General features: G+C 71.3%; 14 protein-coding genes. All 14 read right to left on the minus strand.

What is annotated here, in order from left to right; all coding sequences use genetic code 11:
• Nucleotides 1-35: 35 nt before the first annotated feature.
• Nucleotides 36-647 carry a cell division protein SepF gene (locus tag HNQ79_RS00810; RefSeq protein WP_185025699.1) on the minus strand — a complete coding sequence of 204 codons (612 nt, stop codon included), beginning with the start codon at nucleotides 645-647 and terminating at the stop codon, nucleotides 36-38.
• A gap of 121 nt (nucleotides 648-768) precedes the next feature.
• A complete protein-coding gene (locus tag HNQ79_RS00815; RefSeq protein ID WP_185025702.1) occupies nucleotides 769-1,524 on the minus strand; it encodes a YggS family pyridoxal phosphate-dependent enzyme in 756 nt (251 codons plus the stop codon).
• A gap of 3 nt (nucleotides 1,525-1,527) precedes the next feature.
• Nucleotides 1,528-2,262 (minus strand): peptidoglycan editing factor PgeF, encoded by a 735-nt coding sequence (gene pgeF / locus HNQ79_RS00820; RefSeq protein WP_185025704.1) that lies wholly within the window; start codon nucleotides 2,260-2,262, stop codon nucleotides 1,528-1,530.
• A gap of 14 nt (nucleotides 2,263-2,276) precedes the next feature.
• Entirely contained in the window at nucleotides 2,277-3,497 is a 1,221-nt protein-coding gene (gene ftsZ, locus HNQ79_RS00825; protein WP_185025706.1) for a cell division protein FtsZ, read from the minus strand.
• 275 nt (nucleotides 3,498-3,772) lie between these two features.
• Nucleotides 3,773-4,576 carry a cell division protein FtsQ/DivIB gene (locus tag HNQ79_RS00830; protein ID WP_185025708.1) on the minus strand — a complete coding sequence of 268 codons (804 nt, stop codon included), beginning with the start codon at nucleotides 4,574-4,576 and terminating at the stop codon, nucleotides 3,773-3,775.
• A 30-nt stretch (nucleotides 4,577-4,606) separates the two neighbouring features.
• Nucleotides 4,607-5,701 carry an undecaprenyldiphospho-muramoylpentapeptide beta-N-acetylglucosaminyltransferase gene (gene murG / locus HNQ79_RS00835; protein WP_185025710.1) on the minus strand — a complete coding sequence of 365 codons (1,095 nt, stop codon included), beginning with the start codon at nucleotides 5,699-5,701 and terminating at the stop codon, nucleotides 4,607-4,609.
• A gap of 6 nt (nucleotides 5,702-5,707) precedes the next feature.
• Entirely contained in the window at nucleotides 5,708-7,021 is a 1,314-nt protein-coding gene (gene ftsW, locus HNQ79_RS00840; protein ID WP_185025712.1) for a putative lipid II flippase FtsW, read from the minus strand.
• Nucleotides 7,022-7,084: 63 nt separating this feature from the next.
• Complete coding sequence (murD, locus tag HNQ79_RS00845; protein ID WP_229923161.1) at nucleotides 7,085-8,518, minus strand: UDP-N-acetylmuramoyl-L-alanine--D-glutamate ligase; 1,434 nt, start codon at nucleotides 8,516-8,518, stop codon at nucleotides 7,085-7,087.
• On the minus strand, nucleotides 8,515-9,585 hold the full coding sequence (gene mraY / locus HNQ79_RS00850; RefSeq protein ID WP_185025716.1) for a phospho-N-acetylmuramoyl-pentapeptide-transferase: 1,071 nt from the start codon (nucleotides 9,583-9,585) through the stop codon (nucleotides 8,515-8,517). Before mraY ends, murD begins: the two co-directional genes overlap by 4 nt.
• On the minus strand, nucleotides 9,582-11,003 hold the full coding sequence (locus HNQ79_RS00855; protein WP_185025718.1) for a UDP-N-acetylmuramoyl-tripeptide--D-alanyl-D-alanine ligase: 1,422 nt from the start codon (nucleotides 11,001-11,003) through the stop codon (nucleotides 9,582-9,584). The genes mraY and HNQ79_RS00855 overlap by 4 nt, the downstream gene beginning before the upstream one ends.
• Nucleotides 11,004-11,007: 4 nt before the next feature.
• Nucleotides 11,008-12,672, minus strand: a complete 1,665-nt coding sequence (locus HNQ79_RS00860; protein WP_185025720.1) for a UDP-N-acetylmuramoyl-L-alanyl-D-glutamate--2,6-diaminopimelate ligase — start codon at nucleotides 12,670-12,672, stop codon at nucleotides 11,008-11,010.
• A gap of 112 nt (nucleotides 12,673-12,784) precedes the next feature.
• Nucleotides 12,785-14,779, minus strand: coding sequence for a peptidoglycan D,D-transpeptidase FtsI family protein (locus HNQ79_RS00865; protein ID WP_185025722.1), 1,995 nt, complete (start codon nucleotides 14,777-14,779; stop codon nucleotides 12,785-12,787).
• A gap of 4 nt (nucleotides 14,780-14,783) precedes the next feature.
• A complete protein-coding gene (gene ftsL / locus HNQ79_RS00870) occupies nucleotides 14,784-15,383 on the minus strand; it encodes a cell division protein FtsL (RefSeq protein WP_185025724.1) in 600 nt (199 codons plus the stop codon).
• On the minus strand, nucleotides 15,380-16,339 hold the full coding sequence (rsmH, locus tag HNQ79_RS00875) for a 16S rRNA (cytosine(1402)-N(4))-methyltransferase RsmH (RefSeq protein ID WP_185025726.1): 960 nt from the start codon (nucleotides 16,337-16,339) through the stop codon (nucleotides 15,380-15,382). The genes ftsL and rsmH overlap by 4 nt, the downstream gene beginning before the upstream one ends.
• Nucleotides 16,340-16,436: the final 97 nt, after the last annotated feature.

Raw genomic sequence — 16,436 nt, forward strand, 5'->3', positions numbered from 1 at the left:
GCCGGTTGTTCCGGTCGGTCCTGCTCTCGGCTCCGTCAGCTCTGGTTGAAGAAACCGCCCTCTGCAATACGGGCCTTGTCCTCCGCCGTGACATCGACGTTAGCAGGCGACAACAGGAACACCTTCTGCGTCACTCGCTCAATGCTGCCATGCAGACCGAAGACGAGTCCTGCGGCAAAGTCGACAAGTCGCTTCGCGTCGGTGTCGTCCATCTCCGTGAGGTTCATGATCACCGGAGTGCCCTCGCGGAAGTGTTCCCCGATGGTACGGGCCTCGTTGTAGGTCCGGGGGTGCAGTGTGGTGATGCGGTACGGCTCCCGCTCGGACACGACCTTGGGCATGATCACCGGTGCGTTCTTCTCCAGGCTCGGGCGTTCGGGTGTGATGGATGCCACGGGGGCGATTCGCGCGGGTCGTCCGCTTTCCACCGGAAGTTGTACGGGCTCGCGGGGGGCCGGGGGCTGCACCACTCGTACCGGTTCGTCCCGCTCCCGCTCGACCTGGTGCGGGGGCTGGTGCCGACGGTGGTCGCGCTCCGGCTCCGGCTCGGGCTCGAAGTCGTCGTCGGGGTCAAAGCCCCGGCCGTCGTACCCATCGTCCTCCACGAGGCCGAGGTAGACCGCCATCTTGCGCATAGCGCCGGCCATTTCCTGAGTCCTCCGCTCTGTGGTGGATCGGCCTCGTCACCAAGTGCCAGCGATCCACTGGGCCTGTCCCTGATAGTGGGGATGACCATATTTTCTGCTGTGGTCCGACTGCTTCGCGACGTTACCCGAGGCGAGGGCGGACGCCGAGTACCGCAGTGCCGACGCGCACATGTGTCGCACCGGCGGCCACGGCCTCGTCCAGATCCGCGCTCATTCCCGCGGACACCATGGTGGCAGCCGGATGAGCGGTGCGCAGGCGGGACGACATTTCCCGCAGGCGCTCGAAGGCTTCCCGTGGACGCCCGGCGTACTCCCCGGCCAGCGGCGCGACGGTCATCAGCCCGTCCAGCCGGAGTCCCGGCGCCCCGGCGACGGCCGCGGCCAGCTCGTCCACGCCGTCCGGGGCCACCCCGCCCCGTTCGCCCCGTTCGCCCGATCCGGCGTCCAGGGCCACCTGCAGCAGGCACCCGACCTCGCGCTCGGCCCGCACCGCGGCGGCGGACAGCGAGTGCACCAGCTTCAGCCGGTCGACGGACTGCACCTGCTGGGCGTAACCGACCACCGAACGCACCTTGTTGGTCTGCAACTGGCCGACGAAGTGCCAGGTCAGCGGCAGGTCGGCGCACTGGGCCGCCTTGGGGGCGGCGTCCTGGTCCCGGTTCTCGGCGACATGCCGGACGCCCAGTTCGGCGAGCAGTCGCACATCGCTCGCCGGGTAGGTCTTGGTGACGACGATCAGGGTCACCTCGTCACGCGCCCGCCCGACCGCCGCACAGGCGGCGGAGATACGTTCCTCCACCTGTGCCAGGTTCGAGGCGAGCAGGTCCTTGCGCTCCGGGAGCCCCCGGGCGCCCGCGTCTTCCGTACGGTCCGTCATGTCCTACCCGTCCAACCAGACATAGCCGGCGAGCCGTCCCGTGGTGCGGTCCCGCCGGTAGGAGAAGTGGTCGCGCGACTCGCGCGTGCACACCGGCGACTGCGACCGCCCGCGCACCCCGAGCGCCGCGAGCTGGGCGTGCACTCCGGCGCTCACGTCGACCGCCGGGGTGCCCCAGCTGGTCTGGGCGAAGGACGCCGGTTCGATCGCGGCGGCGTCGGCGCGCATCCGCTCGGGCACTTCGTAGCAGCGCCCGCACACGGCGGGGCCGGTCCAGGCGGTGGTACGAGAGGGCTCGGCGCCCAGCGACACCATCGCCTTCACCGCCTCGGGCACCACCCCGGCGAGCATCCCGGGCCGTCCCGCGTGCGCGGCGGCGACGACTCCGGCGACCGGGTCGGCCAGGAGCACGGGGGTGCAGTCCGCGGTGAGCACGGCCAGAGCGAGTCCCCTGCGGGCGGTGACGACCGCGTCGACGGCCGGAACAACGGCCCCCGCGGGCCACGGCCCGTCGACCACGGCCACGTCCCGCCCGTGCACCTGGTTCATCCAGACCACCTGCGCCGGGTCGAGCCCCAGGGACCCCGCGGCCAGGCGGCGGTTCTCGCGTACGGCGCCGGGGTCGTCGCCGACCGCGCCGCCGAGATTGAGCTGCTCGTACGGAACGGCGCTCACCCCGCCCCACCTGTCGGTGAAGGCGAAGTGCGCGCCGTTCTCGTCGTCGTAACGCTCTATCACTTAGAGGCGTCCGGTCACTTCAGGAAGTCCGGTACGTCCAGCTCCTCGGCCGCGCTGTCCGCGTACGAAGGGCGGGCCGGCGGGACGTGCGGCGAAGAAGCGGGCGGCGCGGTGACCTCGTTGACCGGTGCGGGCTGCTCGGCCGGGGCCGGGGCCTCCTCGCGGATCGGCACGGAGCCGATGCCGGTCGGCCGCGACGGCGGCTCCGGTGCCGGGCGCGAGACGGGGGCGCTCTCCTCGCGCTTGCCCGCCCCCGCTCCCAGTACGTTCTCGCGCCGGGCCGGCGGCTGTCCGCCGTCGAATCCGGCGGCGATGACGGTGACCCGCACCTCGTCGCCCAGGGCGTCGTCGATGACGGCGCCGAAGATGATGTTGGCCTCGGGGTGCGCCGCCTCGCTGACCAGCTGGGCTGCCTCGTTGATCTCGAAGAGACCGAGGTCGGAGCCGCCGGAGATGGAGAGCAGGACGCCGCGGGCGCCGTCGATGGAGGCTTCGAGGAGCGGCGAGGAGATCGCCATTTCCGCCGCCGCCACCGCACGGTCGTCGCCGCGCGCCGAACCGATGCCCATGAGCGCCGAACCGGCCTCGGACATGACCGACTTGACGTCGGCGAAGTCGAGGTTGATCAGGCCCGGGGTGGTGATCAGGTCGGTGATGCCCTGGACGCCCGAGAGCAGGACCTGGTCGGCCGACTTGAACGCGTCGAGCACGCTGACCTGACGGTCGCTGATCGACAGGAGCCGGTCGTTGGGGATGACGATGAGGGTGTCGACCTCTTCGCGGAGCTGGGCGATGCCGTCCTCCGCCTGGTTCGCGCGCCGCCGGCCCTCGAAGGTGAACGGGCGGGTGACCACGCCGATCGTCAGGGCGCCCAGCGAGCGGGCGATGTTGGCGACGACGGGGGCGCCACCGGTTCCGGTGCCACCGCCTTCGCCTGCCGTCACGAAGACCATGTCGGCCCCCTTGAGGACCTCCTCGATCTCCTCGCGGTGGTCCTCGGCCGCCTTGCGGCCGACGTCGGGGTTGGCGCCTGCGCCAAGTCCTCGGGTGAGTTCGCGGCCGACGTCCAGCTTGACGTCGGCGTCGCTCATCAACAGCGCTTGCGCGTCGGTGTTGATGGCGATGAACTCGACGCCCTTCAGACCGACCTCGATCATCCGGTTGATGGCATTGACACCACCGCCGCCGACACCGATGACCTTGATGACTGCGAGGTAGTTCTGCGGTGCTGCCACGTCGAAGGCCTCTCGCCTCGATTTACGTGCCGCCACGGAGTTTGCAGCGCCGCGACGACTGATGCCGATTTGGGACGGTCCGAACGCCGACCCGAACCCTAACGCTGAAGTTTAGGGTTACCAGTGTGTCTGTTCCTTGGACTCTTCCGAACAGGACACTAAGTCGACAAGTGGTGCGCGTTCAACGAACACGCCGAACCTCCCGTTTTTCTTTTCACCCTATGTGATCACCCATATCCCTGACCAACCAGGGGCCTGACCGGCCCAAAGACCCGTCAACTCCCGGACGCGGCAGGGGCGGTGGGGGCACTTACGTCGAAGTGTCCCGCTCCGGGCACTGCTTTCATGAGAGCGAGCAGCGCACGGGACTTCGCCGCACCGTCCTCGCCGCTGCCCCAGAAGGCGCTGCGGCCGGAGCCGAGTTCCAGTGTGATCGAGTCGTACGAAGTCACCTTCACCGCCGTCAGGTTACGGGCCACGGCGGCCGGGAGTTCACCGGTGACGCGCACCGCTTCGTCCAGCAGACGCTGCTCGCCGAACCGGCGCAGGCTCGGGGAGCGCTGGGCCGCCAATTTCAGGAGGGGTACCCCGTCCGGAGCTTTCGTCACAGTGGCGAACCGCACACCGTTGCGGTCCACTTCGGTGAACTTCCCGCCCTTTTCGACGAGGAGCACCGGCTTTCGCTCCGTCACTTTCAGTCCGATTCCGTGCGGCCAGGCCCGGACCACATCGATCGTGTCGATGCGCGGCAGCTCGGCGCGCAGACGGCCCTCCACGGCACCGGCGTCGACCGAGATCATGGGCACACCGGTCGGCACGGCGGCGGTCCGGAGCACCTCGTCGGGTGACAGGACCCGGGTGCCGCTGGTCGTCACCCGCTCCACGCGCAGCCACTGGGAGCCGTAGAGCACCCAGACCCCGCCGCCGGCGAGCAGCACGGCGACCGCGAGGAGGAGGACGACCGGGCGGCTCACCGGAAGCCGAAACCGCCCCCCCGGGCGCCCCGTTCGGGGCGGGCGGGGGGTGGCCGGACCCGGTTGCTGTCGTGCGCCGCGTTCGCGGGTCGTCGGTCCGGCCACGTGGGTGCCGCCTCCTGCGTCGGGGGCCGGTCAGCCGGCCCGGTGTGCTGCGATCGCCTGGTAGACCATGCCGACGAGCAGCTCGTCGGCGTCCCGGCGGCCGAACTCCGAGGCCGCGCGCGACATCTCGTACAGCCGGTGCGGGTCGGAGAGCACCGGCAGGACGTTGCCCTGCACCCACTCGGGGGTGAGCAGTGCGTCGTCCACCAGCAGTCCGCCGCCCGCGTTGACCAGCGGCTGCGCGTTCAGCCGCTGTTCGCCGTTGCCGATGGGCAGCGGGACGTAGGCGGCCGGCAGCCCGACGGCGGAGAGTTCGGCCACCGTCATGGCGCCCGCGCGGCAGAGCATCATGTCGGCCGCGGCGTACGCCAGGTCCATCCGGTCCACGTACGGTACCGGGATGTAGGGCGGCATACCGGGCATGTTGTCCACGCGCGGCAGTTCGTTCTTCGGCCCGACCGCGTGCAGGATCTGGATTCCGGCGCGCTGGAGGTACGGGGCGGCCTGCTGGACGACCTCGTTGAGGCGCCGGGCGCCCTGCGAGCCGCCGGAGACCAGCAGCGTCGGCAGGTTCGGGTCGAGCCCGAACGCCGCGCGCGCCTCGGGGCGCACGGCGGCCCGGTCGAGAGTGGCGATGGAGCGGCGCAGCGGGATGCCCACGTAGCGGGCGCCGCGCAGCTTGCTGTCGGGGGTGGAGACGGCGACGGCCGCCGCGTACCGGGAACCGATCTTGTTGGCGAGGCCGGGGCGGGCGTTGGCCTCGTGGACGATGATCGGCACCCCGAGGCGCTTGGCCGCGAGGTAGCCGGGCAGGGCCACGTAGCCGCCGAAGCCGACGACGCAGTCGGCCTTGGTGCGCTCCAGGATCTGCTCGGCGGCCTTGATGGTGCCGCGCAGCCGCCCGGGAACGGTGATCAGTTCAGGGGTGGGCTTGCGGGGCAGCGGCACGGCCGGGATGAGGCCGAGTTCGTAGCCGCGCTCGGGGACCAGCCTGGTCTCCAGGCCGCGCTCCGTGCCGAGGGCCGTGATGCCCACAGTGGGGTCCTGCCTGCGCAGGGCGTCCGCGAGGGCGAGCGCGGGCTCGATGTGGCCGGCGGTCCCCCCGCCGGCGAGTACGACATGCACCGAAATTCACCGCTCTCCGGACGGACGCTTGGTAACGCGCCGTCTCATCGTCTTCCATCTCGTCCCGGGCCGCCTCATGGCCAGTGCGCCCCGCGCCGCCGGGTCCTGACGCGCGAAGGCGATCAGCAACCCTACGGCGAACATGGTCGGAAGCAGGGCGGAGCCCCCGTACGAGAACAGCGGGAGCGGGACCCCGGCGATCGGCAACAGGCCGAGCACCGCACCGATGTTGACCACGGCCTGCGCCATGATCCAGGTGGTCACGCCTCCCGCGGCGTACCTCACGAAGGGGTCCTCCGTGCGTCCGGCCACGCGGATACCCGCATAGCCTAGGGCCGCGAACAGGGCGAGTACCGACAGCGTCCCCGCCAGACCCAGTTCCTCGCCGGTGATGGCGAAGATGAAGTCGTTGTGGGGCTCGGGGAGTTGACCCCATTTTTCCACACTCGCACCCAGTCCGGATCCGAACCAGCCGCCGGATGCGAGGGCGTAGATTCCGTGCACGGCCTGCTGGCAGCGGTCGCCGATCATCTCGCTCTGCAGGACGCATTCGAGCCGGGACATCCGGTTGGGGCTGGAGGTGACCAGCAGGAAGCCGAGGGTGGCGGACACGGCGAGCACCCCCACGAACAGCCGGGTGGGCGCGCCCGCCAGCCACAGCAGGCCGAACAGGACGGCGGTGAGGATCACCGCGGTGCCCATGTCGCCGCCGAGCATGATCAGCCCCAGCAGCATGAACGCGACCGGGACCAGCGGCACCAGCATGTGCTTCCACTGGGCGAGGAGGTTCTTGTCCTGTTTGCGGGCGAGCAGGTCGGCGCCCCACAGGATCAGCGCCAGCTTGCCGAACTCGCTGGGCTGGAGCTGGAAGGGGCCGCCGACGGAGATCCAGTTCTGGTTGCCGTTGACCGCGTGTCCTATCCCGGGGACCTGCACGAGCGCCATCAGGAAGACCGTGCCCGCCAGCAGCGGGTAGGACAGCGCGCGGTGCAGCTTGAGCGGCATGCGGGAGGCGATCAGCAGCAGGACGCCGCCGATGCAGGCGGCCAGGAGCTGCTTGCGGAAGAAGTACGAGCCGGGCAGGTCGAAGCGCAGTGCCTGGATCATCGACGCGGAGTAGACCATCACCAGGCCGAGGCCGGTGATCAGCAGCGAGCTGCCCAGGATGACGTAGTACGCCGTCAGGGGCCGGTCCCAGGCCCTGTGGAGCTGCTCGTACAGCCTCCGGGGGCCGCTGGGGCCGCGGAGGCGGCCGGGGCCCGTCCCGCCGCGCGGGGCGGCGGGACGGCTGCCTGACGTTCTTCTGGCCGTGACCGGCATCTCGGTGGTCCCCTCCGACAACAGTTGCGCTGATGAGCCGGGGCCGGTCGCCGGCCGGGGTGTCTAGTGGCCGTCGTCCGCCCGGGTCGCGGCCAGTTCGCGCACGGCGTCGGCGAAGGCCTCGCCGCGCTTGTTGTAGTTGGCGAACATGTCCATCGAGGCGCAGGCCGGGGCCATCAGCACCGTGTCCCCCGGGCCCGCGAGTGCGGCCGCCTCGCGGACGGCCGCCTCCAGTGCCCCAGTGTCGGTCCGGTCGAGGTCGACCACGGGCACCTCGGGCGCGTGTCGCGCCAGGGCTTCGCGGATCAGGGCACGGTCCGCGCCGATCAGGACGACGCCGCGCAGGCGCGGTGCCGACCTGGCGACGAGGTCGTCGAAGGTGGCGCCCTTGGCGAGCCCGCCGGCGATCCAGACGATGGACTCGTAGGCGGCCAGGGAGGCCTCGGCGGCGTGCGTGTTGGTGGCCTTGGAGTCGTCGACGTACGCGACGCCCGCCACGTCCGCGACGTGCTCGATGCGGTGCGCGTCCGGACGGAAGGCGCGCAGGCCCTCCCGTACGGCCGCGGGCTTCACGCCGTACGCACGGGCCAGCGCGGCGGCCGCGAGGGCATTGGCGATGTTGTGCGGGGCGGGCGGCTGGACGTCCGCGACCTCGGCGAGCTCCTGGGCGTTCTTCTGCCGGTTGGCGACGAAGGCGCGGTCGACGAGGATGCCGTCGACGACGCCGAGCTGGGAGGGGCCGGGGGTGTTCAGGGTGAAGCCGATGGCGCGGCAGCCCTCTTCGACGTCGGCCTCACGGACCAGGTGCTCGGTGGCGGGGTCCGCGGTGTTGTAGACGCAGGCCACCTGGTTGCCCTCGTAGACGCGGCCCTTGTCGGCGGCGTAGGCGTCCATGGAGCCGTGCCAGTCGAGGTGGTCGGGGGCCAGGTTGAGGACGGCGGCGGAGTGGGCGCGCAGGGACGGTGCCCAGTGCAGCTGGTAGCTGGAGAGCTCGACGGCGAGGACGTCGTACTTCGCGCCGTCGAGGACCACGTCGACGATCGGGGTGCCGATGTTGCCGACGGCGGCGGTACGCAGGCCTGCCGCCGTCAGGATCGACGCGAGCATCTGCGTGGTCGTCGTCTTGCCGTTGGTGCCGGTGATCGCCAGCCACGGGGGGGCGTCGGGGCCGCGCAGCCGCCAGGCGATCTCCACGTCGCCGACGACGTCGACGCCGGCCTTGGCCGCGTACGCGAAGAGCGGGCTGGAGGGCGGCCAGCCGGGCGAGGTGACGACCAGTTCGGTTGCCCCGGGGAGGGACTCCGCGTCGTTGAGCCGTACGGCGATGCCTTCGCTTTCGAGTTCCGCTGCGCGGGCCCGGTGCGTGGCGCTGTCGCCGCCGTCGACGACGGTGATGCGGGCGCCGAGGCCGGCCAGGGCGCGGGCGGCGCTGATGCCGCTCACGCCGAGACCGGCGACGGTGATGTGCTTGCCGTTCCAGGATGCCTGGGTGGTCACTTGCCGGCTGCCCATCCTGCGTAGAAGAGACCGAGACCGACGATCACGCACATGCCCTGGATGATCCAGAAGCGGACCACGACAAGGACTTCGGACCACCCCTTGAGCTCGAAGTGGTGCTGGAGCGGGGCCATCCGGAAGACCCGCTTGCGGGTCATCTTGAACGAGCCGACCTGGATGACCACCGACATGGTGATGAGGACGAAGAGCCCGCCGAGGATGGCCAGGAGCAGTTCCGTACGGGAGCAGATCGCCAGTCCGGCGAGCGCGCCGCCCAGGGCGAGCGAGCCGGTGTCGCCCATGAAGATCTTGGCGGGCGAGGTGTTCCACCACAGGAAGCCGAAGCAGGAACCCATCAGGGCCGAGGCGACGACCGCGAGGTCGAGCGGGTCGCGCACCTCGAAGCAGGCGTTCGGGTTGGTGAGGCTGGTGGCGTTGGCACACGCCTCCTGGAACTGCCACAGGCCGATGAAGGTGTACGCGCCGAAGACCATCACGGAGGCGCCGGTGGCGAGACCGTCGAGGCCGTCGGTGAGGTTCACGCCGTTCGACATCGCGAGGATCATGAACAGCGCCCACACCACGAACAGCACCGGTGTGATCGACCAGCCGAAGTCCGTGACGAAGGACAGCCGGTCGGAGGCGGGGGTCTGGCCGCGGCTGTCGGCGAAGTTGAGCGACAGCACCGCGAAGGCGATGCCGACGATCAGCTGGCCGAGCATCTTCGCCTTGGCCCGCAGGCCCAGCGAACGCTGCTTGACGATCTTGATGTAGTCGTCGAGGAAGCCGACCAGGCCCATGCCCGCCATCAGGAACAGCACCAGCACGCCGGACAGCGTCGGCTGACTGGACGTCAGCACCTTCGTCAGGGCGTAGGCGATGAGCGTGGCCATGATGAAGGCGATGCCACCCATGGTGGGCGTGCCCCGCTTGCCGTGGTGGCCGCGCGGGCCGTCGTCACGGATGAACTGGCCGTAGCCCTTGCGGGCGAGCAGCTTGATCAGCAGCGGGGTGCCGATGAGCGTCAGGAAGAGGCCGATGGCCCCTGCGAAGAGGATCTGGCTCATGCGCCGGCGACCTCACCCTCGGTGGCGGGTTCGAGCAGTGCCTGGGCGACCGCTTCGAGGCCGACCGACCTGGATGCCTTCACCAGCACGACGTCCCCCGGGCGCAGTTCCTCGCGCAACAGGTCGATCGCCGCCTGCGTGTCGGACACGTGCACCGACTCCTCACCCCACGAACCCTCGTTATAGGCGCCCAGTTGCAGCCAGGACGCTTCCCGGCCCCCGACTGCCACCAGCTTGCTGACGTTGAGCCGGACGGCGAGCCGTCCGACCGCGTCGTGCTCGACGAGCGAGGCGTCTCCCAGCTCGGCCATGTGACCGAGCACCGCCCACGTCCGTCCCCCCCTTGCCCGTGAGGCCTCGCCCATTGCCGCGAGCGCGCGCAGGGCGGCTCGCATGGATTCGGGGTTCGCGTTGTAGGCGTCGTTGACAACCGTCACGCCGTCAGGACGCTCGGTGACCTCCATGCGCCAGCGGGAGAGGGTGCCCGCCTCGGAGAGCGCCACGGCGATCTCGTCTGCGGACATGCCCAGCTCATGGGCGACGGCGGCCGCGGCGAGCGCGTTCGACACGTGGTGCTCACCGTACAGCCGCATGGTCACGTCACTGCACCCGGAGGGTGTGCAGAGCGTGAAGGCCGGCTGTCCCAGTTCCGTCAGGCGTACGTTCTCGGCCCGTACGTCCGCGGACTCGGCCTCGCCGAAGTACAGCACCCGTGCCTTGGTGCGCGAGGCCATCTCCCGTACGAGGCCGTCGTCCGCGTTGAGGACGGCGACGCCGTCCTCGGGGAGCGACTCCACCATCTCGCCCTTGGCGACGGCGATGTTCTCGCGGCTGCCGAACTCGCCGACGTGCGCGGTCCCGACGTTGAGGACGAGGCCGATGCGCGGCGGGACGAGCTCCGTCAGGTGGCGGATGTGGCCGATGCCCCGGGCGCCCATCTCCAGGACCAGGTGCCGGGTGTCCCCGACGGTCCGCAGGGCGGTGAGCGGGAGGCCGATCTCGTTGTTGAGGCTGCCCTCCGTGTAGACCGTGGGGGCCTTGCGCTCCAGGAGCTGGGCGATCAGGTCCTTGGTGCTGGTCTTGCCCGCGGAGCCGGTGAGGGCGACCACGTCGGCGCCCAGGCGGGCGACGACGCTGCGCGCGAGTGCGCCGAGCGCCTCGGTCACGTCGGGGACGACGATCGCGGGTACGCCGACGGGACGGGTGGCCAGTACGGCCACGGCGCCCGCGTCGACCGCGCGCTGGGCGAAGTCGTGGCCGTCGGCGCGTTCACCCGCGTACGCGGCGAAGAGGCTGCCGGGACGGACCTGCCGGGAGTCGATGACGACAGGACCGGTGACAGTGAGGCTCGTGTCCGGTATGTCGTGCGGTTGTCCGCTGACGAGGTCGGCGATCTCGGCGAGGGAGAGGGCGATCACTGCTTCATCCCATCTCGTGCCGGCGGCGCTCGATGGCGTCGCGCAGCACCTTGCGGTCGTCGAAGGGGCGTACCACTCCGGCGATGTCCTGGCCCTGTTCGTGGCCCTTGCCCGCCACGAGGACGGTGTCGCCGGTCTTCGCGCGGGCGACTGCCTCGGCGATGGCGGCGGCCCGGTCCTCGAAGACGGCGACGTCGCCGCGCTCGTGCGCGGGCACCTCGGCGGCGCCCGCGAGCATGGTGGCGAGGATGGCGAGGGGGTCTTCGGAGCGCGGGTTGTCCGAGGTCAGTACGGCGGTGTCGGCGAGCCGTGCGGCTGCCGCTCCCATGGGTCCGCGCTTCTGTTGGTCGCGGTCGCCACCGCAGCCGAGCACGATGTGGATGTCGCCCTCGGTGACCTTGCGCAGGGCGCGCAGGACCGACTCGACGGCGTCCGTCTTGTGGGCGTAGTCGACGACGGCGAGGTAGTCCTGGCCCGCGTCGACGCGCTCCAGGCGGCCCGGCACGCCGGGGACGGCGGCGATGCCGTCGGCGGCGGTCTGCGGGTCGTACCCGGCGGCGGCGAGGGTGACGATCGCGGCGAGAGTGTTGGCGACGTTGAACGGGCCGGGCAGCGGGGCGGTCGCACGGATGTGCTCGCCGTGGGGGCCGAGCGCGGTGAACGTGCTGGACTGCGGGCCGACTTCGACCTTCTCCGCACGCCAGTCGGCGTCCGGGTGGCCCTCGGCGGAGAACGTGATGACGGGGACGCCGGCCTCGGTGACCAGGCGGCGGCCGTACGCGTCGTCGACGTTGAGGACGCCGAGCCGGGACCGCTCCGGGGTGAAGAGCATCGCCTTCGCCTGGAAGTAGTCCTCCATGTCGGAGTGGAACTCCATGTGCTCGGGGCTCAGGTTGTTGAAGACGGCGACGTCGAAGACGCAGGCGTCGACCCGGCCTAGCACCAGGGCGTGGCTGGAAACCTCCATGGCGACCGAGGTGACGCCCCGTTCGCGCATGACGGCGAACAGGGCCTGGAGGTCGGTGGCCTCGGGCGTGGTCCGTTCGGACTTGATCCGCTCGTCGCCGATCCGCATCTCGACCGTGCCGATGAGCCCGGGGAGGTCGCCGGCCGCCTTGAGACCGCCTTCGACGAGGTACGCCGTGGTGGTCTTGCCGGAGGTTCCGGTGATGCCGATCTGGAGCAGGTCGCGGCCGGGGTTGCCGTAGATGTCGGCGGCGAGCTGGCCCATGTGGGAGCGCGGGTTGTCGACGGCGAGGACGGGCAGCCCGGTGGCGGCGGCGCGTGCGGCGCCCGTGAGGTCGGTGAGGACCGCGGCGGCGCCGAGTTCGGCGGCCTGCGAGGCGAAGTCCGCGCCGTGGAGGCGGGCGCCCGGCAGGGCCGCGTAGATGTCGCCGGGGCGCACCGCGCGGGAGTCGTGGGTGATTCCGGTGGTCTCTCCAGGTCCTGGGGACTCGATGCCCAGCCGTTCGGCCAGCTCCCCGAGGGTCGTCGGGCGGACCCGGTCCGGCCTGGGCGCCCCGGGGTAGTTCACCGGGGCGTCCTTCTGGGTGGTTTGGGACTGATCAGCGTGTGGCACGGCGGTGAGCGTACCCGGCGCGACGGGGTCCGGGCGAAAGCAGGGGGCCCGTGCAACCCGTTTTCCGCGGTCGTTGGTGAGGGTTGTCACTGAGGGTTTCCGGTTCGCACTGTGGGTTTCCACGGAGGGCCGGATTTGTCGGTTTCGTTCCGGATGTTTTCGGCCAGTCCCCCGGGCCGGTGCGCACCGGCCCGGGGCCCGGTCAGCTTCCCGGGTCGAAGGAGACCGGCAGGTGCGGGGGCGTGCCGCCGGTCGGGGCGACCTGGAGGGACTTCAGGGCGAACTCCATGACCTGCTTGTGGACCGGGCCGCAGATCTGGCCGCCGAAGTAGCTGCCCCTGGTGGGGTTCTGGATGGCGCAGTAGACGGTGATGCGGGGCTTGTCGGCGGGGGCGAAGCCGGCGAAGGAGGCGGTGTAGCCCTTGTACCGGCCGGTCCGCGGGTCCACCCGGTTGGACGTACCGGTCTTGCCGCCGACGCGGTAGCCGGGGATGCGCGCCTTGGTGCCGGTGCCCTCCTCGTCGTCGACCACGGACTCCAGCATCTGCGCGAGGGTCCTGGCGGTCTGTTCGCTGACCACGCGGGTCTTCTTGGGGGCGGGGGCGGGGGTGAAGCGGCCGTCCGGCCCCTTCGTGCCCCGTACCAGGGTCGGCTCGATCCGCACTCCCCCGTTGGCGATGGTCGAGTAGACGGAGGCCGCCTGCATCGCGTTGACGGACAGGCCCTGGCCGAACGGGATCGTGTACTGCTGCGAGGTGGACCACTTGTCCGGCGCGGCCAGGATGCCGGAGGTCTCGCCGGGGAAGCCGAGTCCGCTGCGGCGGCCGATGCCGAACTTCGTCAGGTACGAGTGGAGGACCCGGTTCGCCTCGCCCTGGGTGGCGCCGAGTTCTCCGGTGGCCAGGATGGTGCCGATGTTGGAGGACTTGGCGAGGACGCCGTTGAGGGTCAGGTACCAGGTCGGGTGGTCTACGTCGTCCTTGAAGAGGCGGTCGCCCCGCTTGAGGCGGTTGGGGACGACGACGTGGGTGGCGGGGGTCGCCTTCTTCTCCTCCAGCACGGCCGCCAGGGACATGATCTTGGAGGTGGAGCCCGGCTCGTACGCGTCCTGCAGGGCGGCGTTGCCCATGGCGGCGGAGTTGGCCTGGGAGAGGTCGTTGGGGTCGAAGCCCGGGGCGTTGGCCATGGCGAGGACCTCGTGGGTACGGGTGTCCTGCACGATGACGTACCCGCGGTCCGCGTGGGACTTCTCGACCTGCGCCTCGATCGCGCTCTGCGCCGCCCATTGGATGTCGCGGTCGATGGTCAGTTCGATGTCGGAGCCGGGCACCGCGGGGGTCTCGTCGGCTCCCGCGGTGGGGACGCGGCGGCCGTTCGCCTGGGCGAAGGTGATCTCGCCGTCCCGGCCCGCGAGTTCCTCGTTCAGCTGGACCTCCAGGCCGCCGGCGCCCTTGCCCTCGGCGTTGACGTAGCCCAGTATCCCGGCGGCCAGGTCGCCGTTGGGGTAGACGCGGGCGCTGCTGGGCTCCTGGAGGATGCCGCCGAGGAGGTTGGCCGCGGAGTCCTGCTTGCGGCGGTTCGCGGCGGCCGCCTTGTCCCCGTACACGCTCTTGAGGTCCTTGATCTGCTTCCAGACCTGCGGGGTCTGACGGCGTGCCAGGACGACGTAGCGCGACTTGGGCATGGCGAGCTTCTTCGCCAGTACGGCGGGGGTGGTGTCGAGGATCGGGGCGAGGAGGTCCGCGGCCTGCTGCGGGGCGTCGGGGAGCTTGCTCTGCTCGGGGGTGAACAGGTACGGGTCGGCGGTGATGTCGTGCGCGGCGACGCTGGCGGCGAGCGCGATGCCGGTGCGGTCGGTGATCTCGCCGCGCACGGCGGCCAGGGTGTGCCTGGCCTGCCGCTGCCGCTCGGCCTTGTCGGTGTACGTGGCCGCGTCGACGGCCTGCACCTGGAACAGCCGTACGACGAAGGCCAGCATCACCAGCGTCAGCCCCAGGCTGACCAGGCGCAGCCGGGGCTTGGGACTGCCGAGCCGCAGCTGCTTGGGCCTGGCGGCGGACCGGGGACCCGCCTTCGCGGCCGGCCGGGCGGCGGGCCTGCGGGCGGCGGGGGCGGGCCTGCGGCCTGCGGGCCGGCCGGGGGCGGGGACCCGCCGGCGCGGCACGTCGTCTTGCGGAGGTCCAGCCTTCGGGGGCACTGCGTCACCTGCCGGAGGTCGTCGGGGGCTGCTGCGCGGGCGTCGGGGCGGTGGTACTGGCGTTCCCCGGCGGCTCGGCGGGCGGCGGGCTCGTGGCGGGCGGGATCGAGGAGGTCGTGGCGGGCGGGCCCGCGGGGGCCGTGGCGGGCGGGCCGGCGGGCGGCGGGGCCGGGAGGGCGTCCTGTGCGGCGGCCGGGGCTCCCTGCGGGCGTACGGGTTCGGGGGCCGGCTCCGGCGGGGGCGCCTCGCTCGGCGTGCCCCGTACCCTGCCGTCGGGGTCGAGGAAGGCCGGGGAGCCGCCGGGCACCATGCCCAGTTCGCGGGCCCTGCGCTCCAGGGCGCCGGGTGCCGAGCGGTCGTCGACGTCGCGCTGGAGCTGCTGTTCCTCGTCGGTGAGCTCGGTGGTCTGCTTCTTGAGGTCGTTCAGCCTGAACGAACCCTCGTTGAGTGCCGAGTTCAGCATGAGCAGACTGATCAGCCCGCCGCCGAGCAGCACCACGACCAGCAGCACGAAGGGCGTGCGGGCCGCCTGGTTGGGGCCCGACGGCAACAGCCGGGAAAGCCGCGCGGCCCTCCCCCTCAACTGCTCGGCCGGTCCGCTCACTCGGTTCCTTCCTCCCGGATGCGCTGGGCGCCGCGCAGCCGGGCGGGCGCCGCCCGGCGGTTCTCGGCGACCTCTTCCTCGGTGGGCAGTTCGGCGCCGCGCGTGAGCAGCTTCAGGCGGGGCTGGTAGCGCTCGGGCACCACGGGCAGGCCCGGCGGCGCGGTGTTGGCCGCGCCCGCGGCGAAGACCTGCTTGACGATGCGGTCCTCCAGCGACTGGTACGACATGACCACGACCCGGCCGCCGACGCGCACGGCCCGCACGGCCGCCGGGATGGCGGCCTCCACGCTGTCCAGTTCGCCGTTGACCTCGATGCGCAGCGCCTGGAAGGTGCGCTTGGCGGGGTTGCCGCCGGTGCGCTTGGCGGCCTGCGGCAGCGAGTCGCGGATCAGCTCGACCAGGCGGGCGCTGTTGCTGAAGGGCTCCTTGGCGCGTTCGCGCACGACGGCCGAGACGATCCGCTTGGCCTGCTTCTCCTCGCCGTACTGGCGCAGGATGCGGACCAGTTCGCCCGGTGCGTAGGTGTTGAGGACCTCGGCGGCGCTCATGCCGACGCTCTGGTCCATGCGCATGTCGAGCGGGGCGTCCTGGGCGTAGGCGAAACCCCGGTCGGCCTCGTCGAGCTGCATCGAGGAGACCCCGAGGTCGAACAGGACGCCGTGCACGCGCGGCGTGTCGAGCCGCTCCAGTACGTCGGGCAGTTCGTCGTACACCGCGTGCACCAGGGTGGCCCGGTCGCCGAAGGGTGCGAGGCGCTCGCCGGAGAGGCGCAGCGCCTCCTTGTCCCGGTCGAGGCCGATCAGGCGGACCCCGGGGAACTGGGTGAGGAGGGCCTCGCTGTGGCCGCCGAGCCCCAGGGTGCAGTCGACGACGACCGCTCCGGGCTCGGCGATGGCCGGAGCCAGCATGTCCAGGCACCGCTGGAGCATCACCGGGACGTGTCGGGTCTGGCTCATGCGCCCTCTCGAAACAGGAGCGCGCGACTCGATCGTCTGCGCGTACCGCCGCGCGCGGGGGGAACTGCTGGATTTCGTACAACGCGTCACTTTAGTC

This window comes from Streptomyces candidus, assembly GCF_014207445.1.
Classification (GTDB): domain Bacteria; phylum Actinomycetota; class Actinomycetes; order Streptomycetales; family Streptomycetaceae; genus Streptomyces; species Streptomyces candidus.